We start from the raw sequence: 20,999 nt of genomic DNA on the forward strand, positions 1-20,999 counted from the left end.
GCCCGCTCAGGGCTGCTCCGGCGTCTGGGCGAAGAAGTCACGCCGAAACTGGCCGAGTACCGCCTCCCTGTGCTGCTGCCAGCTTGCCTCGTCCATGTTGCCCCGGCTGGCCGCCAACTGCTGCTCCAGCTCGGTCAGCTGCTGCTGGTAGTGGCTGCGCTGCGCCAGCTGCTGCTGTCGGCTGGCGGCAAACTGCACGGTCGCTTCGGCCTGTGCGGCCGGCAGGAAATGGCGGGCCAGGGTCGCCAGCTCCTCGTCCCCCCACAGCTGGCGCGCCTGCTGCAAGCGGGCAGCCGGGTTGAACAGCTCAGCCGCCAGATCCGGATGATCCGCTGCCCACTCATCCTGCAAGCGGGTGAGGGCGGCCAGTCGCTCGGCCAGCGGCAGTTGCTCGTGCTCCTGCGCCAACTGCTCGAGTGCCAGGGCGTAGCGCCCCTGTAGCCGAAACAGGCTCTCCCCCTCGCTCAGCCATTGGGCCTCTATCGCCTCCAGATTGGCGAGCCGCTCGGCCAGCGGCTGCTCGCTGTCGCTCACCTCGCTGGCGAGCTGCCGGTTCATCTCGTCCGGCAGCTCGCGCCAGCTGGCAGGCGCAGGTGCTGGGCCGGCTGGCACGGCGGTGGCGGCAACCGGGCCGCTAGCGGGGGCCAGTGGTGGCTGTGTCTGTGGCGCCTCTGCGGTGGCTGGCTGAGCGAGCTGGCCGGTGTGTGCCGGCGGCGTTGGCGCCTCCTGCCAGCTCAGGTTGAGCAGCAACAAGGCCAGCACCGCCAGTGCCAGCAAGCCGTAGCGGCGCTTCATCGGCTGATCTCTCCCTTGACCGGGAAGTGATCGGAGAGGTTGCTGGCGGGCCAGAGGCTGCCATCGCTGCTGCGCGGGATCCAGACGCTGTTGAGGTTGTGGCACACGGCGCCGTATTCCCGGCTCGCCACCAGATAGTCCAGGTACTCCACGTTGGCGCCACCGGAGAGCGGGCCACCGGCATAGGGGTTGATCCTGGGATCGAAGGTGGCCTCGGTGTAGCCGCCATAACCCGGCTCGTCGGCGTTGAGGTTGGCCAGCATGCCGGCGTAGTCGTCGGCAAACTTGCGCTTGTTGACGTTGAAGTCGCCGCCGTAGATGACGGTGTCGCTGGCGGGGATCTTCAGGCTGGCGGCCAGGGTGCGGATCTGGCCGAACTGGATCTGGCGCAGCCGGCGCGCCTCGTCGGTGTCGAAGCTGGCGGTGTGGGTGGCGAACAGGTGCCAGGCCTTGCCCCCCTTGATCACCTCCGCATACATCACCCCCTTGTCGGCGAAGCAGTCGGTGCCGGTGCACTGGGGATAGACCAGCTGGGCCTCCCGCACGATTGGGTAGCGGCTGACGATCACCACGCCGCCGTCGTGGATGTTGACCCCCGGCTTGTCGAGCACCCTGGTCTGGTACGGGTACTCCTTGGCCAGTGCCTGCAGGAAGCCCTCGCGCCGGCCATCGAACACCTCCTGCAACAGCAGGGCGTCATAGCCCTTGAGGTACTCGGGCAGCAGCGCCAGCCGCTCGCCGATGCTGGCGGCGATCACCGGCAGCGCCCAGACGTTGTAGCTGGCGACTTTCAACCTAGCTTCGTCAGCTTCGGGCTGCTCCACCTGCCTGGGCGGAGTCAGCATGTAGTGCAGATCGTCGTAGCGGCCGGTGAACTTGGCGGCAAAGGCCAGCTCCTGCGGCCCGCTCAGGCGATGGATGGCGCGATCGCTCTGCCAGCCGGAGTTGTCTGCCGGCGTCTCGCCGCCGTGTTGCAGAGTGCTGTTCCACCAGGTGCCCTCCATCTTCTGGTTGAGGCGATAGGTGTCACCGCCGGGAGTGGTGACCCGGGTTTCGAACAGATAGCTCTTGCCCGCCTTCACCCCCTCGTAGCGATTGAAGCTGAGCACCATGGCGCTCTCCCAGGGGCCCAGCTCGGTTCTGTGCTGAAGCCACTGGCTGCCGGCCTGCAGCTGGCCGGAGCCGCTCTGGCGGATCTCCAGCTGGACTGGATCCGGGCTGTTGTTGGTGAGATAGACATCGGTGTCGGCCAGCGCCTGCAGCGGAAACTGGCTGGCCAGCAGCAGGGCGGCATAACTGAGGGGTTTGTGCATCATGAAGTCCTTTTGGTGGAGGCACGCTGGAAAGTGACTGTTATGGCGGGCACAGAGGTCATTTCATTTACATTTTTGTTACAAATAAATGAAAGGCCCCATATGGGGAGGTGTTAACCCATGGAGTTGGCAACAGCCAAAGGGACGGGGGAGGTCAGGACAAACTGGGTGAAGCGGGCGTGCCGGGCGGCACGCCCTTGTAAGGCGGTCAGTGCTGGAACTGGTTGATCAGGCGGGAGAGGGCATGCAGCCGCTCCACCAGCAGGGTGATGCCATCGAGGGCCTGGCGGCTGTTGTCGGCGGTGTGGCTGGCCAGTTGATGGATCTGGTGGATGCCCTTGTCCAGGGTGCTGGTGACATCCGCCTGCTGGCTGACGGCCTGGGCAATCTCGTCGCTGGTATGGGTGACCCGGGCCAGCATGCGGTTGATCTGGTTGAGCACCTCGGCGGTGGTCCCCACGTGCTGCTGGCAGCGGTCCGAAGTCTGGGCGCCCTGGCTCATGCCGTCGGCCAGCTGACGGGTCGTCTGCTGCAGCGCCTGGATCATCTCGTTGATCTCGCCGGTGGAGCTGCGGGTTTTCTGGGCCAGCGCCCGGATCTCGTCGGCCACCACCGCAAAACCGCGTCCCTGCTCGCCGGCCCGCGCCGCCTCGATGGCCGCGTTGAGGGAGAGCAGGTTGGTCTGATCGGCGATCTGGCTGATCACCTCCAGGATCCCGCTGATCTTCTGGCTGTCGCCGGTCAGCCGGGCCAGCACGGCGTGGTTGGCATCGAGCTCGTGATGGAGCTGATCGACCGAGGACTGGGTGGTGGCCAGCGCCCGCAGCCCCTCGGCGGAGACCTGCTGCACCTCGCCCACCAGTTCGCTGGCCTGATGGGCGTTGCTCGCCACATCGCGAATGGAGTGGCTGAGCTCGGTGATGGCGGCGGCCAGCTGCTCGCTCTGGGCCCGCTGCTGCTGCAGGTGGATGTCGATGGTCTGGATATTGCCTCTGTCATCCTCGGCGGCCTGCAGGATCTGCTGGTTGGTGTCGGCGCTGCGCCCCACCACCGCCTTGAGCTCGGCCCGCTTCATGCGCAGCGCCAGCTCCAGGGCCGCCAGGGTGTCCCGCCGCCTGGTGTAGAGCACCTGGCAAAGCGGGGTGCCCATCTCTTCGCCGGCAGTGCGGGCCAGCCGGTTGAGCCGCTGCTGCAGGCGCCAGCCGTGCAGCATCTGGGCCAGCAGGGCCAGTGCGCCTGGCGCCCCCCACAGTGGATTGCCGCTGATGATGGCCATCAGCAGGGTGAGCAGGGCACCGCCCGACAGCAGCAGGGTGAGCAGACCGGGTTCGAGGGCGAGCCGGCTCAGCCAGGGCAGCGCCTTGCCGGCCCGGATGCGGGCGTAGAGCTGCTCCGCCCAGGCGATGTCGTGCTCGCTCGGGCGGGTGCGCACCGACTGGTACTCGATGATCTGTCGCTGTTCGTTGAGGATGGGGGTGACATAGGCGTTGACCCAGTAGAACTTGCCGCTCTTGGCGCGGTTTTTCACCAGCCCCATCCAGCTTTTGCCCTGACGCAGTCGCTGCCACATGTCGGCAAAGGCGGCCTTGGGCATGTCGGGGTGGCGTACCAGATTGTGGGGCACCCCCTCCATTTCGGCGGGGTGATAACCGGCCACATCACAGAAGTGCTGGTTGGCGTAGGTGATGTGGCTGGCGGGGTCGGTCGTCGAGATCAGTGACAGGTGGTCGGGGAAACGTATCTCCCCCTCCCGTTGGGTTGTGGTCATGAGTGCATCCTGATTGAGCCAAGTAACTGATAGATTTGTTTTTATTTTTTGTGATTGTTACCGGCCCATTCTAGGGGGCAGCAAGCGCGCTATCTTGGCTTGGGTCAATTAATCGCCACTCTCGCTTAGCTAAATAGTGCAAATGAAAGGTGCATCTGCGCAGGCGGATGGCAAAGGGAGGGGCGGTGTGCACCAAGGGGGGGAGCTGAGGTTGCAGGCGCCCCGCAGGGGGCGCCCAGGATCAGCGGCTGGCCAGCGGGTAGGTAAAGAGGGCCAGGTGGGCGAAGTTGAACAGGAAGTGGATCGCGATGGCAACGTTGAGGCGCCCGCTCAGCAGGAAGGCCAGGCCATAGCAGACGCCAGCCAGCGCGGCGAACAGCACCAGCAGCGGGCCACCGGCCAGGTGGGCGGCGCCGAACAGCAGGCTGGCTACCAGCACCCCAAGCCAGCGCCGGCTGTGTGCGGCGATCCCCTGCTGCAGGAAGCCGCGAAACAGCGCCTCTTCTGCCACGCAGGTGAACAGCAGGTTGTTGATGGCAAACAGCCACCACCAGCCGGGCAGGCCCGCCTCGGGCTTGAGGGCCCCCAGCTGCCAGGCGGCGATCAGCAGGGCCGCCAGCGGCACCAGCAGCAATGCCAATCTGCGCCACTGAACGGTGCCGCCCGGGCCCAGCAAGGCGGGCCAGGCGAGCAGCAGGCCGAAGAAGACCAGCGGCTTGTCCAGGTTGAGGTACATGTTGAACGGCACGCTGGCGGGGCCGGCCTGCACCTGATCCAGTACCTTCAGGTTGGTGAAACCGGGGATGAGGTGCAGCATCAGCGCCACCGCCCACAGCAGCACGGCGCCCAGGGCGACGGCGCGCCAGGGCTGGGGCAGGGAGGGGGTACGCCAGGCCAGCAGCAGGCCCGCCGCGCTGGCCAGCAGGGCGATGGGGCTCAGGTGGCCGAGGCCGAAAGCCGCCAGCAGGGCGACGGCCAGCATGATGAAGCCGGGCAGCCGTTGCCGGGCCAGACAGAGCAAGACGGCCAGCGCCAGTGCTCCCCAGATGAGTGAATCAGGTAGAGGTAACATTGAGTCTCCAAGGCCGATGAAAGTCCCGCACCTTAACAATGGGACATCCCATGAGACAAGGCTTAATAAGCTGGTCAGATCCCGTGTTCGGCTGGCTGCCAGGGCGCGCGGCCATAAAAAAACCGGAGCTGGACTCCGGTTTTGGCAAGGGTGACAAGGCGTCTCAGCGGCCGGATTCGGCGATCACCCGGGCGATGATGTCGGCACGCTTGCTGGCTTCCAGCTCGCCCAGGGCGATGAGGCCAGCCTTGAAGATCACGTTCTTCGGCAGGCTGACGTCGTCCAGGGTGGCGATGGCTTCGACGTGCATACCGTTCAGACGGCTGGCATCGCGCGGGCTCAGGTTGACCTGGGTGTTCAGCACCTGCTTGCCTTTCTTCTTGGCAGGGGCGGCTTTTTTCGGTTGTTCCTGCTCGTCTTCCGGCAGCTCGTCATCAAAATCGTAAATAGACATAGTCAATCCTGTTGGTTAGGCAATGGGGCATGGTTGCCCGATGTCGTTTTTCAGAGGGGTCGATCAGCCCATATCCTCGTTGCGGATAAAGGCGCGCCAGGAGCCGAGCACCTGGGCAAAATCTTCCAGCCCGCACATGGCCAGCTGTTCATCATCGTAGTAGGCGAGATCGTCGAGATCCTCATCCTGCTCGATATTGAGGACGTTGGCTTTCACCTCGGCTTCCTCGTGGGTCAGCAGCAGGGAGTAGTCGCCGCCCAGCAGCCGGTATTCGACGCGAGTGCGGCTGGAGAGCTGATCGATGATGGCGAACAGCTCGTCGAGTTTCTCTTCGTCCTTGCCCACTTCGTCGATCAGCCACTGGCCGATGGCCTCATGGCCCATGGAGAACCGGGCGCGATAACCGCCGAACGGATCGCGGCGAAATTCATAATCCATAGTTCAGTCCATAGCGGAAGGGTGAGTCGTCATGGGCAGGGCAAATCCTGCTCCATGGCGGGGCGCATATAGCGTAAAGTGGCCTATTCTAGCGAGCCCCCCCTCGCTTGTCTTGAAGATGTGGCATCTTTGCCCCGCTACCGGCGCTTTGTGGCCGGTCCGGCCCCCGCTTTGGAGATGTGATGCAGCTAAACGATACCCTCGCACGCCAGATAGTCAGTTGGGCGATGAAGATCCTCTCTTTTTCGGCCAACGTGATGGACGAACCACAGCGGCTCATCATCGCCTCAGGCTATTCCCGTTTCGTTCAGCGGAGTACCTATGCAGCTCAATGACACGCTTGCACGGCAGATTGTCAGCCGGGCGATGAAGATCCTGTCGTTCTCGGTCAACGTGATGGACGAGCACGGCCTGATCATCGCGTCCGGCAACCCGGAGCGGCTCCATCAGCGTCATGAGGGGGCGGTGCTGGCGCTGACCGAGAACCGGGTGGTGGAGATCAGCGACGCCACCGCCCGCGAGCTCAAGGGAGTGCGTCCCGGCATCAACCTGCCCATCGCCTATCAAGGGGAGCTGCTGGGGGTCATCGGCATTTCGGGGGATCCGGACGAAGTTCGTGCTTACGCCGAACTGGTGCGGATGACCGCCGAGCTCATTCTGGAGCAGGCGGCGCTCACCGAGCAGCTGCAGTGGGACAAGCGCCACAAGGAGGAGCTGGTACTGCAGCTCATCCGTGGTGAAGGGCGGGACGATCAGCTGCAGCAGGCGGCCCGTTTCCTCGGGCTGGATCTGGCCCAGCCGCGGGTGGTGGCGGTGCTGGCGCTGGAGGAGGCCGACCCGGCCCGGCTGCGGGAGCTGGTGCACCTGCTGGAAAACCCGGAGCGGGACAACCTGGTGGCCATCAACGGCCTGGACGAGATAGTGGTGCTCAAGCCGGCCCAGCTCAGCGACGGCATCTGGCAGTCGGCGCAGGAGCGCAGCCGCATCAAGCAACTGCTGGCCCGCATTCCCCACTTTCGGGTGCGCATCGGGGTGGGTGATTACTTCGCCGGCACCGGCGGGCTGGCGCGTTCCTACCAGACGGCGCGGGACACCTTGCGCCGTGGCATGCGGCAGGCGCCGCGCAAGCAGGTCTATTTCTTCGAGGATTACCGGCTGCCGGTGCTGCTCGGCAGTCTGGCGGACTCCTGGCAGGCGGATCAGCTGCGGGCCCCGCTGCACAAGCTGGCGCAGGAGGACACAAAGGGAACGCTGCAGAAGACGCTGCGCCAATATTTCTTGCAGGATTGTGATCTGCATCCCTGCGCCGAAGCCCTGTTCATCCACCCCAATACCCTGCGCTACCGGTTGACCCGGATTGAGCAGATAACCGGGTTGAATTTCAACAAGTTAGATGACAAGTTCCTGCTCTATCTCGGGCTCAACCTCGATAGCTAATTTGTTCATTTATACAGAAAGTTGTGTTTTACAAAGCTGATATTTGGTTTTTTGACCAAAGCATTCCGATCCCGGATCACCATAATGGCCACCACTCACTCATTTGAAAGGTGCCCGTCATGATCCCTGTATCCGCGCTCGGCGCTCTCGCTGCGCTCTCCATCGCCATCTTCCTGATCCTGAAGAAGGTGCCGCCCGCTTACGGCATGATCGTCGGCGCCCTGGCCGGCGGCCTGATCGGCGGCGCCGATCTGACCCAGACCGTCGCCCTGATGATCGGCGGTGCCCAGGGGATCACCACGGCGGTGATGCGGATCCTGGCGGCGGGCGTGCTGGCCGGCGTGCTGATCGAATCGGGCGCCGCCACCACCATCGCCGAGACCATCGTCAAGAAGCTGGGTGAAACCCGGGCCCTGCTGGCATTGGCGCTAGCCACCCTGATCCTGACCGCGGTCGGTGTGTTCGTGGACGTGGCCGTCATCACGGTCGCCCCCATTGCGCTGGCCATCGCCCGCCGTGCCGACCTTTCCAAGGCGGCCATCCTGCTGGCGATGATCGGAGGCGGCAAGGCGGGCAACGTCATGTCTCCCAACCCCAACGCCATCGCCGCAGCGGATGCCTTCCACCTGCCGCTCACCTCGGTGATGGCGGCCGGCATCATCCCGGGCCTGTTCGGGCTGGTGATGGCCTACTGGCTGGCCAAGCGCCTCAACAACAAGGGCAGCAAGGTCGCCGCCGACGAGGTGGTGAGCTTCAATGGCAGCAAGCTGCCGGGCTTTGCTGCCGCCATCAGTGCGCCGCTGGTGGCCATCCTGCTGCTGGCCCTGCGCCCCATCGCCGGCATCGTGGTGGACCCGCTCATTGCACTGCCCCTCGGCGGCCTGGTCGGCGCCCTGATGATGGGCAAGTTCAGCAAGGTGAACCAGTTTGCGGTCTCGGGTCTTGCCCGCATGGCGCCGGTGGCCATCATGCTGCTGGGTACCGGTACCCTGGCGGGCATCATCGCCAACTCCGGTCTCAAGGATGTGCTGATCAGCGGCCTGACCGCCTCCGGCCTGCCTTCCTACCTGCTGGCCCCCATCTCGGGTGCCCTGATGTCGCTGGCGACCGCCTCGACCACCGCCGGTACCGTGGTGGCCTCCAACGTGTTCAGCTCCACTCTGATAGAGCTTGGCATCAGCAGCCTGGCGGGGGCCGCCATGATCCACGCCGGTGCCACCGTGTTCGACCACATGCCCCACGGCTCCTTCTTCCATGCCACCGGCGGCAGCGTCCACATGGGCGTGGGTGAGCGGCTCAAGCTCATCCCCTACGAAACCGCGGTCGGTCTGACCATTGCTGCCGTCTCCACCCTGATGTTCGGCGTGTTTGGCCTCGCCTAAGGAATTGATATGAAAATTGTTATCGCCCCCGATTCATTCAAGGAGAGCCTCAGCGCCATGGCGGTGGCCGATGCCATCGAGGCCGGATTCAAGCAGGTGTTGCCGGATGCCACCTACGTCAAATTGCCGATGGCCGATGGCGGCGAAGGGACGGTGCAGTCCCTGGTGGACGCCACCGGTGGCCGCATTCTGCCCTTCTACGTGACCGCTCCCCTTGGCAACAAGGTACAGGGCTTCGTCGGTCTGCTGGGGGATGGCGAGCGCGCCGTCATCGAGATGGCGGCGGCCTCCGGCCTGCATCTGGTGGCGCCTGAGCTGCGCAATCCGCTGCACACCTCGAGCAGCGGCACCGGCGAGCTGATCCTGGCGGCCCTCGACATGGGGGTGAAGCACTTGATCCTCGGCATCGGCGGCAGCGCCACCAATGATGGCGGTGCCGGCATGATCCAGGCGCTTGGCGGCAAGCTGCTCAAGCGCGACGGCACTCCCATCGCGCCGGGCGGCGCCGGTCTGGCCGAGCTGGCCAGCATCGATCTGAGCGGGCTCGATTCACGCCTCGCCAAGATCACCATCGAAGTGGCCTGCGACGTGGACAACCCGCTGTGCGGACCGAAAGGGGCCTCCGCCGTGTTCGGTCCGCAGAAGGGGGCGACCCCCGAGATGGTGGCGCAGCTGGATGCCAACCTGGCTCACTACGCTGACTGCATCGAGCAGGCGCTTGGCAAGCAGGTGAAGGAGATTGCGGGGGCGGGCGCCGCCGGTGGCATGGGGGCGGCCCTGGTGGGCCTGCTCGGCGCCGAGCTCAAACCCGGCATCCAGATCGTCATCGAGGCGCTGAAACTGGCCGAGGCAGTGGCCGATGCGGATCTGGTCATCACCGGCGAGGGACGCATCGACAGCCAGACCATCCACGGCAAGACGCCAATCGGTGTCGCACGCTGCGCCAAGCAGTTCGGCAAGCCGGTGATCGGCATTGCGGGCTGCCTGACCGACGACTGCGGCGTGGTGCACGAGCATGGGCTGGATGCGGTGTTCGCCGTGGTCAACCGTGCCATGTCGCTGCCAGAGGCGCTGGCCACCGCCACCACCAACCTGCAGCTCACGGCCCGCAACGTGGCGGCGCTCTATCTGCTGCGACCCTGACTCTCTTCTGGCCGGTGCCTGGCGCCGGCCAACCTAGCCCCGTGTCGCGGTGACGACCTGCCCCGCTGCAGGTCTGCCCGAAACACCTTGCCGATCAGATGATCGGCTTTTTTCATTATCCTGCTGTATAGCCTGTGCTTTTCTGCGGTTTCTGTATTCTGGCCGCCGACTTTGCGGCATAGTGATCCCCCATAGTACAAGGAGCAACCCATGATCTTGCTGACCCTGGGGGTACTGCTGTTTACCCTGATCCACCTCTATCCCTGCTTCGCAGGTGCCCATCGGGCCCGCTTGCGCGAGCGGCTGGGGGAGAATCGCTACAAGGGACTCTTCTCGTTGCTGGTGTTCATCGCCATCGCCTGCATCATCGCCGGCTGGCGCACCGCCAGCCCCCTGCCGCTCTATTTTCTGCCCGTCTGGGGGCCGACCCTGATGATGGCGGTCATGCCCATCGCCCTGATCCTGTTCTGCTCCGGCCAGGGGCCCAACCACCTGCGGCGCTGGCTGGTGCATCCCCAGCTGCTCGGCACCCTGCTCTGGGCCGGCGCCCACCTGGCGGTCAACAGCGAGGCCCGCTCCCTGGTGCTGTTTGGCGGCATCGGCCTGTGGGCGCTGGTGAGCATCGTCTGGATTTCGGTGCGGGACTGGCAGCGCCATCCCCGGCCGGTAGCCAACTGGTATGGCACCGGGCTCAGCGTAGGGGCCGGGCTGGCGCTCACCGCTCTGCTGATCTTCTGGGGGCACGGCATGCTTACCGGCATCCCCCTCTATTGAGCGGGTGAACCGGCCGGCGTGCCCGCGCGTATGTCACTCATCTGCTTGACAGGAGTCGCTCGATGAAATGGATCATGTTGTTGCTGACACTCGGGGCCGGGGCGGCCGTCGCCGCCTGCCCGGACTACTTCAACGTGGAGATGCGGGAGCTCAACAGCACCCAGCGCCACAACCTCTGCCAGCTGACCGAGGGCAAGGTGGTACTGGTGGTCAATACCGCCTCCTACTGCGGCTATCGCGGCCAGTTTCGGGATCTGGAGCAGCTCTATCAGACCTACAAGGAGAAGGGATTGATGGTGCTCGGCTTCCCCTCCAACGACTTCTGGCAGGAGGCGGGGGACGAGGGCAAGACCGCCTCGGTCTGCCGACGCGATTACGGGGTCACCTTCCCCATGTTCAACCGGATCGCCGTGCGCGGGGCCGATGCCAGCCCGCTTTACCGGGGGTTGGCCGCGGCGGCGGGCGAGGCGCCGGGCTGGAACTTTCACAAATACCTGATCGGCCGTGACGGCAAGCTGGTCGCGAGTTATGGGGCGAACCAGAATCCGGCGGACGATCCCCTGCAAAAAGAGGTCAAACGGGCGCTCGGCCTTTAGCGCTACCCCGCGGCGGGCGGCTCTGGAATAATGGGGGCCCGCTCTTCTCTCTGGTAATCCCGTGCTGCAACGTCTGCCCCAAATGGTGATCTTCGATGCCCTGGTCCGTGAACAGGGCATCTCGGCGGCCGCCCGGCGGCTCGGGGTCTCCAAATCCCACATCAGCAAGCAGTTGGCCCAGCTGGAGACCGAACTCGGTGCCCAGCTGGTGCAGCGCACCACCCGCCGCTTCTCCCTCACCGAGCTTGGTCAGGAGTATGCCCGCCACTGCCGCGCCCTGGTGGCGGTGGCACTGGAGGCCGACTCCATGGTGGCGGAGCGGCGCGGCAAGGTGAGCGGCATCCTGCATCTGGGGGTTGGCCAGTCTTTCGGCCGGCTGCACGTGATCCCGCGCCTCAAGGCGTTCCAGGATCGCTACCCCGAGCTGGAGCTGGAGGTCTCGCTGTTCGATCACCGCACCAACCTGGTGGATGAGGGGCTGGATCTCTGGATCACCACCTACGAGGACAAGCCCGAGGCCCTGGTGGGGCAGCGGCTGGCGGACATTCACTTCGTGCTGGTGGCCTCGCCGGACTATCTGCTGAGCCACGGCACCCCGCTGCACCCCAGAGACCTGGCTCAGCACAACTGCATCACCTATCAGAGCCGGGAGCGACGCTACCACGAGTGGTCGTTTCGTCAGGGCAAGGAGCGTCAGACGGTGCAGGTGGCCGGCAACTACCGGGTGGATCTGGCGGAGGCGGTGCGCGACGCCGCCCTGGCCGGGCTCGGCATTGCCTACGTGGCCAACTACCTGCTGGACAAGGAGTTGCAGTCCGGCCAGCTGATCCCGCTGCTGCCCCAGTGGCGGCCTAACCAGAAGATGGCGGTGCACGCCGTCTATGCCAGACGCGAGCACCTGGATCCCAAGATCCGGCTGTTCATCGATTTCCTCAAGGAGAGCTTTGGTCCGAATCCCTACTGGGAGCAGCGGCTGGCCCCCTGGCTCGGCGGCAAATTGTCCGGCACCGAGGAATAATCGTTTCCATATAAGAACACTGGCTTTCGCTTGAAACCAAAATCGAGTCAAATCAGCCAGTTGCCGCAACCGGTATCGTGCAAACGTTTTTGCTAACAGGGCTGTAACCAAGTGGACTTGCAGTGGCGAGGCCGGGAGCGCAGAATCCGCGCCCATCTTTCGCCCCACCTGATGGAGTCCCTATGATTGCCCTGCTCGGCATCCTGAGCATTCTGGCCGTGGCCACGCTCTGCTCTGATAATCGTCGTCGTATCCCGTTGCGAACAGTGGGCCTGGCCCTCTGCCTGCAGATCCTCTTCGCCGGCCTGGTGCTCTGGCTGCCCGCCGGTCAGCACGTGCTGAACGGGGTGAGCGAAAGCGTCAGCAGCGTGATCGGTTACGGTCAGGAGGGGATCGCCTTCCTGTTCGGCGATCTGGCCAAGTTCAAGCTGGGCTTCATCTTTGCCTTCAACGTGCTGCCGGTCATCATCTTCTTTTCCGCGGTGATCGCCATCCTCTACCACATCGGCCTGATGCCGAAAGTGATCGCCCTGCTCGGCGGTGGCCTGCAGAAGCTGCTGGGCACCGGCCGCGCCGAGAGCCTCTCCGCCACCGCCAACATCTTCGTCGGTATGGTGGAGGCGCCGCTGGTGGTCAAACCCTATCTCTCCAAGATGTCCGATTCCCAGTTCTTCGCGGTGATGAGCTGCGGCCTCGCCTCCGTGGCCGGCGGTACCCTGGTGGGTTACGCCAGCATCGGGGTAGAGTTGAAATACCTGATCGCGGCGGCCTTCATGTCGGCACCGGCCGGTCTGGCCATGGCCAAGATCCTGGTGCCGCCTGCCGCCGAAGAGCAGGACCATCATCAGGACGTGGTGATCCCGCGCGCCACTAACGTGATTGAAGCGGCCGCCGATGGCGCCATGTCCGGCCTCAACATCGCGGTTGCCGTGGGGGCTACCCTGCTGGCGTTCGTCGGGGTGATCGCCATGCTCAACGGCCTGCTGGGCTGGGCCGGCGACCTGGTAGGGCTGGAGCTGAGCTTCCAGATCATTCTGGGCTGGCTGTTTGCACCCGTCTCCTGGCTGATCGGTATCCCCTGGGAGCAGGCTCAGGCCGCCGGCGCCCTGATCGGGACCAAGATAGTGGTGAACGAGTTCGTCGCCTTCATCGCCCTGGTGCAGGATCAGACCCTGAGCGAGTCGAGCAAGGCCATCGTCACCTTCGCCCTGTGTGGTTTCGCCAACATCTCTTCCATGGCGATCCTGATCGGCGGCCTGGGCGCCATGGTGCCGGAGCGCAAATCCTTCATCGCCCGTTACGGCATGCGCGCCATCCTGGCGGGGGTGCTGGCGAACCTGATGAGTGCCTCGCTGGCCGGCTTGTTCCTCGCCCTCTGATTGACCCTGAAGCTAGCACCTTCCGGTCAGAGCCCGCTTCGGCGGGCTTTTTTGTGGCCGTTTGCCGGCAAAAAAAAGCGCCTCAGGGAGGCGCGGGGAAAAGACAGATTGGAAGCGTCACATGGGTGCCACTTGAATGAGGGATGAGCCATGCCATCCAAGTGTGAAGCCATGATGCCTGATGCTGTCTGAAGCCCTTCTGAGGCGATTCTTCATACTATGTTCATTTTGCTAAACGCAATGGGACTGACTGCTCAGAGGCTCAGGGGGTCAGCGCGAAGTTGTCGTCAGTCTGTTGTTCCAGCGCCAGCAACCAGCGTTTGATGGGTATGCCGCCGGCATAACCGGTCAGCTCGCCGCTGCGGCCGATCACCCGGTGACAGGGCACTATGATGCTGAGCGGATTGCGGCCATTGGCCGCCCCCACAGCGCGAACCGCCTTGGGATTGCCGATGGCCTGGGCTATCTCGAGGTAGCTGACGGTCTCGCCGTAGGGGATGTCGCCCAGGGCACGCCACACCGACTGCTGGAAAGGGGTGCCCCGGGCGGCCAGCGGCAGATCGAAGCGGCGCAGGCGACCGGCGAAGTAGGCCGCGAACTGTTCGATGAAGGGGGCCAGCGCCTGATCGTCGCGCTGCCACTCGTCGGTTGGGGTCACCGGCTGCTCGCCTAGCACGAACTCCACATAGCGCAGCCCGTCCCGGTCGATGGCGATGAGCAGGGGGCCGTGGGCGCTGTCGCAAAAACTGAATTTCATTCTGTCATCCTCGGGCGTTGGGCAAGGGCCCGGCTAGTCCACTACCGGCTTGCCGCGGGTCGATTTTATCTCCCCCTTGCGTTTCTTGGCATCGACCCGCTTGCGCTGGGAGCTGCGGGTCGGCTTGGTGGCGTGGCGGGCCTTGGGGCGCCAGGCCGCTTTCTTCAGCAGCTCCACCAGACGGTTCATCGCCTCCTTGCGGTTCATGTCCTGGCTGCGGTGGGTCTCGACCCGGATCATGATAAAACCGTCGTGAACCCGGCTGTCGCTCAGCTTGTCGAGCCCCTCCTTGTAGAGCGGGGTGAGGCTGGGGGAGTTGCGGTAATCGAAGCGCAACCAGACGGCGGAGTCGGTCTTGTTGACGTGCTGGCCACCGTTGCCCTGTGCCCGCATGGTCTGGAATTGCAGTTCATGCCAGGGCAGGGTAACGCTGTTGGAGATGACTAACATACTGCGGTGCTCTTGTTTGGTGCATCGGCTGTGGCTGGCTCAGCTTGGTGCCTCATAATGGGGCGAGATGCGCTCCCTTGGTGATGCCGGGAGAGTCCTGCTCCAGACGTAAATGCTATCTTTTTGAAATTAAACAATAAAAAGACTTGGCACAAGAATTGATTCCCCATTCATGACATACCATGGATTGGGAGCAACCAGATGAAGCTGATTACTGCGATTATCAAACCCTTCAAGTTGGACGACGTGCGCGAGGCCATCGCCAACCTGGGGGTCGAGGGTCTGACCGTGTCCGAGGTCAAAGGGTTTGGCCGCCAGAAGGGGCACACCGAATTATACCGGGGAGCCGAGTATCAGGTCGACTTCCTGCCCAAGGTAAAGCTGGAGATAGCGACGGCCGACGACAACGTCGAAGGGGTGATCGAGGCGATCTGCAAGGCCGCCTATACCGGCAAGATCGGTGATGGCAAGATCTTCGTCTACGACCTGCTGCAGGCCGTGCGCATTCGGACCGGTGAGAGCGACGACGAGGCGCTCTGATCGCGCTGGATGGGGCGAATGATCGGTACGTTGTCGCTGATTGACTCCATGGTGGGGCCAGATAGGATTCTATCCGGCCCCTTTGTTTGAACAGGGTTTAAATATGTGATTCCGCCACATCAGGATTTCTTGATCCGGCTGTCGAGCTCAATGCAAAATGCAAACAGCAATGGTTCTCACTCGATATAGCAACTCAAGGAATGGATGATGAAAATGAAGATGTTGGCACTGGCTTTCTCTGCGTTGGTGGCTCAGTCGGCATTGGCGGCAGGGGAGGTGAATGTCTACTCCAACCGGCAGGATGAGCTGATCAAGCCCATCATCCAGCAGTTCGAGAAGGAATCGGGCATCAAGGTCAACGTGGTGTTCGCCAAAGAGGGGCTGAACGAGCGTCTGGAGCGGGAAGGCAAGCTCTCCCCGGCGGATCTGATGCTGACCGTCGACATCAGCCGGCTGACCGATCTGGTGGACAAGGGGCTGGTGCAGCCGGTGGACAGCAAGATCCTGCAGGAGAACATCCCCGCCATCTATCGCGATCCGGACAACCGCTGGTTCGCGCTGACTACCCGGGTGCGCGCCATCTATTCCAGCAAGGATCGTCTCGGCAAGCTCGATACCATCAGCTACGAAGATCTGGCCAAGCCTGAATTCAAAGGAAAAATCTGCACCCGCAGCGGCAAGCATGAGTACAATGTGGCGCTGGTCTCCTCCATGATCGCTCATCACGGCATGGCCGAGACCAGGAGCTGGCTGGAAGGGGTCAAGGCCAACCTGGCGCGCAAGCCGCAGGGCAACGACCGGGATCAGGTCAAGGCGATCAAGGATGGTATCTGTGACCTGTCGCTCGGCAACAGCTATTACCTGGGCGCCATGTTGAAGGATCCGGCGCAGAAAGCCTGGGCGGATGCCGTCTACATCAACTTCCCGAACCAGGCTGACCGCGGCGCCCACGTCAACGTGAGCGGCGTGGCCATGACCAAGTACGCCAAGAACAAGGCCGAGGCCCAGAAGCTGATGGAGTTCCTGGCCGGCGACACCGCCCAGCACATGTATGCGGACGTGAACGCCGAGTATCCGGTCAAGGCCGGGGTCGAGCCTTCCGCCATGGTCAAGTCCTGGGGCAGCTTCAAGTCTGATGCGCTACCGGTCAGCGATTACGCCAAGCACCGCAAGGACGCCTTGCAGTTGCTGGATGAAGTGAAATTCGACTTGTAATTCAGATGGGGCCAAGGGCCCCATCAACCTCTGTGGTCTCATGAAAAATTTTGGATGGATTACCGGCAGCTGGGCCAGCGCCCTGCTGCTGGCTTTGCCGGTGCTTGCTCTGGTCTTCTCCGCCTTGTTGGCCGACGGAGATCTGTTTGGCCACCTCGCCGATACCGTGCTGTTCGACTATCTGGCCAATACCCTGGGGCTGGTGGTCGGCGTGGTGCTGCTCAGCCTGCTGTTCGGTGTGCCGACCGCCTGGCTGGTGGCCATGTGCCAGGTGCCTGGGCGGCGCGCCCTGCAGTGGGCGCTGATGCTGCCGATGGCCATGCCCTCCTATATCGTCGCCTACGTCTACACCGACCTGCTCGACTACTCGGGCCCGCTGCAGGCGGGGTTGCGGCAGCTGGTTGGCTGGGGCGGGCCGGCCGACTACTGGTTCCCGGCCATCCGCTCCCTCGGCGGCGCCGCCTGGGTGCTGGCGCTGGTGCTCTTCCCCTACGTCTATCTGCTGACCCGCGCCTCTTTTCTGGAGCAGTCGGTCAGCCTCATTCACTCCAGCCGCCTGCTCGGTTGCTCCCCCTGGCAGAGCTTTCGCCGCCTCAGCCTGCCGCTGGCGCGCCCCGCCATCATGGTGGCGTTATCGCTGGTGGCGATGGAGACGTTGGCCGATTTTGCCACCGTCCACTTCTTTGCCATCAATACCCTGACCACGGCGGTCTACGACACCTGGCTCGGTTACGGCAGTCTGGCCACTGCCGCCAAGCTCTCCTGTCTGATGCTGCTGGCGGTGGTGCTGCTGATCGCGCTGGAGCGCCGCTCGCGCAGCCGGCAGCAGGTGTTCCAGAAGTCCATGGGCCACGAACAGCCGCTGCGCTACCCGCTCAAGGGGATGAGTCGTTGGCTGGCCGGTCTCTGGTGCTGGGGGCTGGTATTGGCCGGCTTCGGCCTGCCGTTCGTCATCCTGCTGGACTACGGCGTGCGCTACTTCGAATTGTCGTGGACGCCGGAGTTCGTCCGTTTTGCCAGCAACAGCTTGGCGATCTCGGCGCTGACCGCCCTGCTGGCCATGGGCATCGCCCTGCTGCTCGGCTTCTGTCGTCGTCTCGATGGCGGGATCAAGAGCCTGCTGCCGCTGCGCATCGCCGCCATGGGTTACGCCATGCCGGGTACCGTGCTCGCCATCGGGGTGCTGGTGCCGCTCACCGCCCTCGATTTTGCCATCAACGATCTGGCCGAGTGGCTGGGGCGCCAGGGGCCTGGGCTGCTGCTGACCGGCACCATCACCGCCATCGTGTTCGGCTATCTGGTGCGCTTCGTGGCCATCGCCATCGGCTCGGTGGAGAGCAGCATGGGCAAGATCTCCCCCAGCCTCGATATGGCGGCCCGCTCCCTGGGGCAGGGGGATGGCGCCATGCTGCGGCGGGTGCACCTGCCGCTGGTGCGGCGCGGCCTGTTTGCCGGCGCCATGCTGGTGTTCATCGAATCCATGAAGGAGCTGCCCGCCGCCCTGCTGTTGCGGCCGTTCAACTTCGACACCCTGGCGACCCATGTCTACCAGTTTGTGTCGGACGAGATGCTGGAGCGCGGCGCGCTCGGTGCCATCGTCATCGTGCTGGTGGGGCTGCTGCCGCTGATCTGGGTCAACCGCAACCTGGATGGTGCAGGGCACTGAGTTAGCCCACACTGGAATGTTGTCCGGCCGCCGGTCGGTCTGGTTCAAAAGAATATGAGGAAGTCAGCCTTGTCCTGTTTGCAGGTTGAAAATGTCAGTTGCCGTTACAACGGCCGCAATGTGCTGGAACTGCTCTCCCTGACGGTGGCAGACAACGAGATCGTCTGCCTGCTGGGGGCGAGCGGCTGCGGCAAGACCACGCTGCTCAAGGCCATCGCCGGCCTGCTGCCGCTGGCGGAGGGCACGATCCGCCTCGGCGATACCCTGCTCGACGGGCCGGGTGCCAGCGTGCCGCCCGAGGCGCGCAACATCGGCATGATCTTTCAGGATTACGCCCTCTTTCCCCACCTGACGGTGGCCGACAATGTCGGCTTTGGCCTGACCAAGCTCGATCGCCGTGCCCGTCAGCAACAGGTTGAAGAGGCGCTGGCGCTGGTCAATCTGCAGGGGTTGGGAGATCGCTATCCGCACCAGCTCTCCGGTGGCCAGCAGCAGCGGGTGGCCATCGCCCGGGCGCTGGTATGCAAGCCGCGGCTGATGCTGCTGGATGAACCTTTCTCCAACATCGACACCCAGGTGCGGATGAAGTTGATCCTCGAGATCCGCGCCCTGCTCAAGCAGCAGGGGATCGGCGCCATCTTCGTCAGCCACAGCAAGGAAGAGGCCTTTGCCTTCGCCGATCGGCTGGCGCTGTTTCGCGCGGGTCACATCGAGCAGGTGGGCCAGCCGGAGCAGCTCTATCGCCGCCCGCAGAACCGCTTCGTGGCGGAGTTTCTCGGCGGGGTCAATTACCTGGCGGCCGAGGTGGTGGACAGCCACTGCGTGCGCACGGCACTCGGGGTCATCTGCGGCAGCGAGCCCCATGGCCGGGCAGTGGGTGAGCTGCTGCAATTGATGCTCAGGCCCCAGCAGCTGCTGCTGGAAAGCGCCGCGGATGGAGAGCTCAAGGTGGTGGAGCAGCAGTTCCTCGGCCATCACTGCCGGGTGCTGTTCGAGAGTGGCGAGCTGCGGCTGGAGGCGAGCATCGGCGAGCCGCTGGAGGGCGCGCGGGCGCGGGTCAGAGTAACGCCCCACGTACTGGTGTTGTTTGACCCTTTACCCTGAACGCGTGATATCGTCGTGAAATCAATGAACTGGAACCGCGCTGGTTTATAATCGCGCAACGCTAACCGCCCATATCGCCAATGTCTGTTCAGGGGAGAGATATATGAAAGCCCAAGCCGGGATCTGTGCCGAGCCCAATCTGCACGCCCTCTATCTGATGTTCAACCGCACCGGTGACGCCGCCGAGCTGGTAGCCCGTCTGGCCGGGTTGCCGGCCCTGTGGGAGGCGGTGGCCGCCGATTTCCCCGCTGCCGGCTTCAGCGGTCTGGTGGCCGTCGGTGCCGATGCCTGGGATGGCCTCTATCCTGCCGCCCGTCCGCCCCAGTTCCGCGGCTTCATGGCGCAATCCGCCAACGGCCAGGAGGCGCCCAATACCCCGTTCGATCTGTTCGTGCAACTGCGCGCCGATCGGGTCGATGTGCTGCATCACGCCGGTCAGCGCGTCATGGCCCTGCTGGCGGGGTTGGTGGCGCTGGCGGAAGAGGTGCGCGGTTTTCGCAACCTCGACTGCCGCGATCTGACCGGTTTCGTCGACGGCACCGAGAACCCGCAGGATGAGCACCGCGCCGAAGTGGCGCTGCTGGCCGGCGGCGAGTTTGCCGGCGGCTCCTACATCCACGTGCAGCGCTGGGTCCACGCCATGAGCGACTGGGAGAAGCTGGCACTGAAGGAGCAGGAAGACATCATAGGTCGCACCAAGGTCGACAACATCGAGTACGAGTCGGCCGACAAGCCGCTGACCGCCCACATCAAGCGGGTCAACCTCAAGACCCCGAAGGGCGAGTCCATGGAGATACTGCGCCAGAGCATGCCCTGGGGCACCATGACAGAGCAGGGGCTCTACTTCATCTCCTGCTGCCGCACCCCGCAGCACTTCAACGCCATGCTGGCCAGCATGTACAAGGGGGAGGGCAGTCACTTCGATCACCTGCTGCGCTTCACCAAAGCGGTGACCGGCGCAGCCTTCTTCGCCCCTTCAGAAGATTTTCTGGTGGCGCAGGGCAAATAAGGCTCGCCCACCTGCAGATAACAAAAATCCCGGCCTTGGCCGGGATTTTGCGTTTTGGCTGGACCGCGATGACGCGGCGGCAACCATTACGGCGTCTGTTCGAACAGCTCGAGGGCGGAGAGGTAGAGCTCTTCGATGTCGGTGTCGCTGGTCGGGGTGATGAAAATGGTGTCGTCACCGGCGATGGTGCCGAGGATCCCTTCGGCCTTGCCGAGGGAGTCGAGCAGGCGGGCGATCAGCTGGGCCGCACCCGGGCTGGTGTGGATCACCACCAGGGCACCGTTGTGGTCGACATCCAGCACCAGATTCTTGAGCGGGCTGGAGGTGGTGGGCACGCCCAGTTCCACCGGCAGGCAGTAGACCATCTCCATCTTGGCATTGCGGGTGCGAACGGCGCCGAAGCGGCTCAGCATGCGCGATACCTTGGACTGGTTGATGTTTTCGAAGCCCATCTCTTGCAGGGCAGTCACTATCTCTGCCTGGGAGCCAAATCGTTCTTCTTTCAGCAAGGCTTTAAAGGCCTTGGCCAGTTTTTCTTGCTTGTCGTTATGCTTCATCTTGGACTCACGAATGAGGAGGTTTGGCTGCCTGTCACGCTCAGGCGGCAGATATGAACAGCGTGCCCATTTTGCATTCATATGCCTATTTTTGCAAGGAAGCGGCGCTTGTTCTGCATATTGATTCAAATA

At 63.8% G+C, this 20,999-nt stretch carries 21 protein-coding genes; 12 read left to right on the plus strand and 9 right to left on the minus strand.

Annotated features, from left to right (window positions below):
- Window positions 1–6: 6 nt before the first annotated feature.
- The 6 genes from AHA_RS03190 to AHA_RS03215 form a co-directional block, all read right to left on the minus strand.
- Window positions 7–795 (minus strand): hypothetical protein, encoded by a 789-nt coding sequence (locus AHA_RS03190; RefSeq protein WP_011704600.1) that lies wholly within the window; start codon window positions 793–795, stop codon window positions 7–9.
- The gene (locus tag AHA_RS03195) at window positions 792–2,108 is read right to left on the minus strand and encodes a sphingomyelin phosphodiesterase (RefSeq protein ID WP_115586402.1); all 1,317 of its coding nucleotides are present in this window, start codon (window positions 2,106–2,108) and stop codon (window positions 792–794) included. Before AHA_RS03195 ends, AHA_RS03190 begins: the two co-directional genes overlap by 4 nt.
- 208 nt (window positions 2,109–2,316) lie before the next feature.
- Complete coding sequence (locus AHA_RS03200) at window positions 2,317–3,876, minus strand: methyl-accepting chemotaxis protein (RefSeq protein WP_011704602.1); 1,560 nt, start codon at window positions 3,874–3,876, stop codon at window positions 2,317–2,319.
- Between the two features lie 241 nt (window positions 3,877–4,117).
- A complete protein-coding gene (locus AHA_RS03205) occupies window positions 4,118–4,948 on the minus strand; it encodes a CPBP family intramembrane glutamic endopeptidase (RefSeq protein WP_011704603.1) in 831 nt (276 codons plus the stop codon).
- A gap of 163 nt (window positions 4,949–5,111) precedes the next feature.
- Entirely contained in the window at window positions 5,112–5,402 is a 291-nt protein-coding gene (locus AHA_RS03210; RefSeq protein WP_011704604.1) for a hypothetical protein, read from the minus strand.
- Window positions 5,403–5,465: 63 nt separating this feature from the next.
- The gene (locus tag AHA_RS03215; protein WP_011704605.1) at window positions 5,466–5,840 is read right to left on the minus strand and encodes a YacL family protein; all 375 of its coding nucleotides are present in this window, start codon (window positions 5,838–5,840) and stop codon (window positions 5,466–5,468) included.
- Between the two features lie 321 nt (window positions 5,841–6,161).
- Between AHA_RS03215 and AHA_RS03220 the strand changes: the two genes are divergently transcribed.
- The 7 genes from AHA_RS03220 to AHA_RS03250 all read left to right on the plus strand — a co-directional run bounded on the left by AHA_RS03220 (window position 6,162) and on the right by AHA_RS03250 (window position 13,569).
- Window positions 6,162–7,277: a sugar diacid recognition domain-containing protein gene (locus AHA_RS03220; RefSeq protein ID WP_011704606.1), complete on the plus strand. Its 1,116-nt coding sequence runs from the start codon at window positions 6,162–6,164 to the stop codon at window positions 7,275–7,277.
- A gap of 119 nt (window positions 7,278–7,396) precedes the next feature.
- The gene (locus AHA_RS03225) at window positions 7,397–8,659 is read left to right on the plus strand and encodes a GntP family permease (protein ID WP_011704607.1); all 1,263 of its coding nucleotides are present in this window, start codon (window positions 7,397–7,399) and stop codon (window positions 8,657–8,659) included.
- Window positions 8,660–8,668: 9 nt separating this feature from the next.
- Window positions 8,669–9,802, plus strand: a complete 1,134-nt coding sequence (locus AHA_RS03230; protein ID WP_011704608.1) for a glycerate kinase — start codon at window positions 8,669–8,671, stop codon at window positions 9,800–9,802.
- Window positions 9,803–10,012: 210 nt separating this feature from the next.
- Window positions 10,013–10,576, plus strand: coding sequence for an NnrU family protein (locus tag AHA_RS03235; RefSeq protein WP_011704609.1), 564 nt, complete (start codon window positions 10,013–10,015; stop codon window positions 10,574–10,576).
- 62 nt (window positions 10,577–10,638) lie between these two features.
- Complete coding sequence (locus AHA_RS03240; protein ID WP_011704610.1) at window positions 10,639–11,172, plus strand: glutathione peroxidase; 534 nt, start codon at window positions 10,639–10,641, stop codon at window positions 11,170–11,172.
- Window positions 11,173–11,254: 82 nt separating this feature from the next.
- Entirely contained in the window at window positions 11,255–12,190 is a 936-nt protein-coding gene (locus AHA_RS03245; protein ID WP_016349403.1) for a LysR family transcriptional regulator, read from the plus strand.
- A 182-nt stretch (window positions 12,191–12,372) separates the two neighbouring features.
- The gene (locus tag AHA_RS03250) at window positions 12,373–13,569 is read left to right on the plus strand and encodes a NupC/NupG family nucleoside CNT transporter (RefSeq protein WP_011704612.1); all 1,197 of its coding nucleotides are present in this window, start codon (window positions 12,373–12,375) and stop codon (window positions 13,567–13,569) included.
- A gap of 262 nt (window positions 13,570–13,831) precedes the next feature.
- Here the strand turns inward: AHA_RS03250 and AHA_RS03255 are convergent, their stop codons facing one another.
- Both AHA_RS03255 and arfB read right to left on the minus strand, forming a co-directional pair.
- A complete protein-coding gene (locus tag AHA_RS03255; protein WP_011704613.1) occupies window positions 13,832–14,326 on the minus strand; it encodes a methylated-DNA--[protein]-cysteine S-methyltransferase in 495 nt (164 codons plus the stop codon).
- 33 nt (window positions 14,327–14,359) lie between these two features.
- Entirely contained in the window at window positions 14,360–14,776 is a 417-nt protein-coding gene (gene arfB / locus AHA_RS03260; protein WP_011704614.1) for an alternative ribosome rescue aminoacyl-tRNA hydrolase ArfB, read from the minus strand.
- Between the two features lie 201 nt (window positions 14,777–14,977).
- Here arfB and glnK point away from each other — a divergent pair, with 201 nt between their 5' ends.
- The 5 genes from glnK to AHA_RS03285 all read left to right on the plus strand — a co-directional run bounded on the left by glnK (window position 14,978) and on the right by AHA_RS03285 (window position 20,310).
- Window positions 14,978–15,316 carry a P-II family nitrogen regulator gene (gene glnK / locus AHA_RS03265; protein WP_011704615.1) on the plus strand — a complete coding sequence of 113 codons (339 nt, stop codon included), beginning with the start codon at window positions 14,978–14,980 and terminating at the stop codon, window positions 15,314–15,316.
- Window positions 15,317–15,523: 207 nt separating this feature from the next.
- Entirely contained in the window at window positions 15,524–16,531 is a 1,008-nt protein-coding gene (locus AHA_RS03270) for a Fe(3+) ABC transporter substrate-binding protein (protein WP_011704616.1), read from the plus strand.
- A gap of 40 nt (window positions 16,532–16,571) precedes the next feature.
- Window positions 16,572–18,197, plus strand: a complete 1,626-nt coding sequence (locus AHA_RS03275) for an ABC transporter permease (protein ID WP_011704617.1) — start codon at window positions 16,572–16,574, stop codon at window positions 18,195–18,197.
- Between the two features lie 69 nt (window positions 18,198–18,266).
- On the plus strand, window positions 18,267–19,301 hold the full coding sequence (locus tag AHA_RS03280) for an ABC transporter ATP-binding protein (RefSeq protein WP_011704618.1): 1,035 nt from the start codon (window positions 18,267–18,269) through the stop codon (window positions 19,299–19,301).
- 103 nt (window positions 19,302–19,404) lie between these two features.
- Window positions 19,405–20,310 (plus strand): Dyp-type peroxidase, encoded by a 906-nt coding sequence (locus tag AHA_RS03285; RefSeq protein ID WP_011704619.1) that lies wholly within the window; start codon window positions 19,405–19,407, stop codon window positions 20,308–20,310.
- An 86-nt stretch (window positions 20,311–20,396) separates the two neighbouring features.
- On the opposite strand, the gene argR is transcribed toward AHA_RS03285, so the two are convergent.
- Window positions 20,397–20,867 (minus strand): transcriptional regulator ArgR, encoded by a 471-nt coding sequence (gene argR, locus AHA_RS03290; protein ID WP_005308670.1) that lies wholly within the window; start codon window positions 20,865–20,867, stop codon window positions 20,397–20,399.
- Window positions 20,868–20,999 lie beyond the last annotated feature (132 nt).

The sequence above is a fragment of the Aeromonas hydrophila subsp. hydrophila ATCC 7966 genome, from assembly GCF_000014805.1.
Classification (GTDB): Bacteria; Pseudomonadota; Gammaproteobacteria; order Enterobacterales; family Aeromonadaceae; genus Aeromonas; species Aeromonas hydrophila.

Coding starts and splice junctions, on each gene's coding strand:
- glnK (WP_011704615.1), top strand. CDS start 14,978: ATGAAGCTGATTACTGCGATTATCAAACCCTTCAAGTTGGACGACGTG.
- AHA_RS03210 (WP_011704604.1), bottom strand. CDS start 5,402: ATGTCTATTTACGATTTTGATGACGAGCTGCCGGAAGACGAGCAGGAA.
- AHA_RS03240 (WP_011704610.1), top strand. CDS start 10,639: ATGAAATGGATCATGTTGTTGCTGACACTCGGGGCCGGGGCGGCCGTC.
- argR (WP_005308670.1), bottom strand. CDS start 20,867: ATGAAGCATAACGACAAGCAAGAAAAACTGGCCAAGGCCTTTAAAGCC.
- AHA_RS03195 (WP_115586402.1), bottom strand. CDS start 2,108: ATGCACAAACCCCTCAGTTATGCCGCCCTGCTGCTGGCCAGCCAGTTT.
- AHA_RS03245 (WP_016349403.1), top strand. CDS start 11,255: ATGGTGATCTTCGATGCCCTGGTCCGTGAACAGGGCATCTCGGCGGCC.
- AHA_RS03230 (WP_011704608.1), top strand. CDS start 8,669: ATGAAAATTGTTATCGCCCCCGATTCATTCAAGGAGAGCCTCAGCGCC.
- AHA_RS03215 (WP_011704605.1), bottom strand. CDS start 5,840: ATGGATTATGAATTTCGCCGCGATCCGTTCGGCGGTTATCGCGCCCGG.
- AHA_RS03200 (WP_011704602.1), bottom strand. CDS start 3,876: ATGACCACAACCCAACGGGAGGGGGAGATACGTTTCCCCGACCACCTG.
- arfB (WP_011704614.1), bottom strand. CDS start 14,776: ATGTTAGTCATCTCCAACAGCGTTACCCTGCCCTGGCATGAACTGCAA.
- AHA_RS03275 (WP_011704617.1), top strand. CDS start 16,572: ATGAAAAATTTTGGATGGATTACCGGCAGCTGGGCCAGCGCCCTGCTG.
- AHA_RS03190 (WP_011704600.1), bottom strand. CDS start 795: ATGAAGCGCCGCTACGGCTTGCTGGCACTGGCGGTGCTGGCCTTGTTG.
- AHA_RS03235 (WP_011704609.1), top strand. CDS start 10,013: ATGATCTTGCTGACCCTGGGGGTACTGCTGTTTACCCTGATCCACCTC.
- AHA_RS03220 (WP_011704606.1), top strand. CDS start 6,162: ATGCAGCTCAATGACACGCTTGCACGGCAGATTGTCAGCCGGGCGATG.
- AHA_RS03225 (WP_011704607.1), top strand. CDS start 7,397: ATGATCCCTGTATCCGCGCTCGGCGCTCTCGCTGCGCTCTCCATCGCC.
- AHA_RS03205 (WP_011704603.1), bottom strand. CDS start 4,948: ATGTTACCTCTACCTGATTCACTCATCTGGGGAGCACTGGCGCTGGCC.
- AHA_RS03285 (WP_011704619.1), top strand. CDS start 19,405: ATGAAAGCCCAAGCCGGGATCTGTGCCGAGCCCAATCTGCACGCCCTC.
- AHA_RS03250 (WP_011704612.1), top strand. CDS start 12,373: ATGATTGCCCTGCTCGGCATCCTGAGCATTCTGGCCGTGGCCACGCTC.
- AHA_RS03255 (WP_011704613.1), bottom strand. CDS start 14,326: ATGAAATTCAGTTTTTGCGACAGCGCCCACGGCCCCCTGCTCATCGCC.
- AHA_RS03270 (WP_011704616.1), top strand. CDS start 15,524: ATGAAAATGAAGATGTTGGCACTGGCTTTCTCTGCGTTGGTGGCTCAG.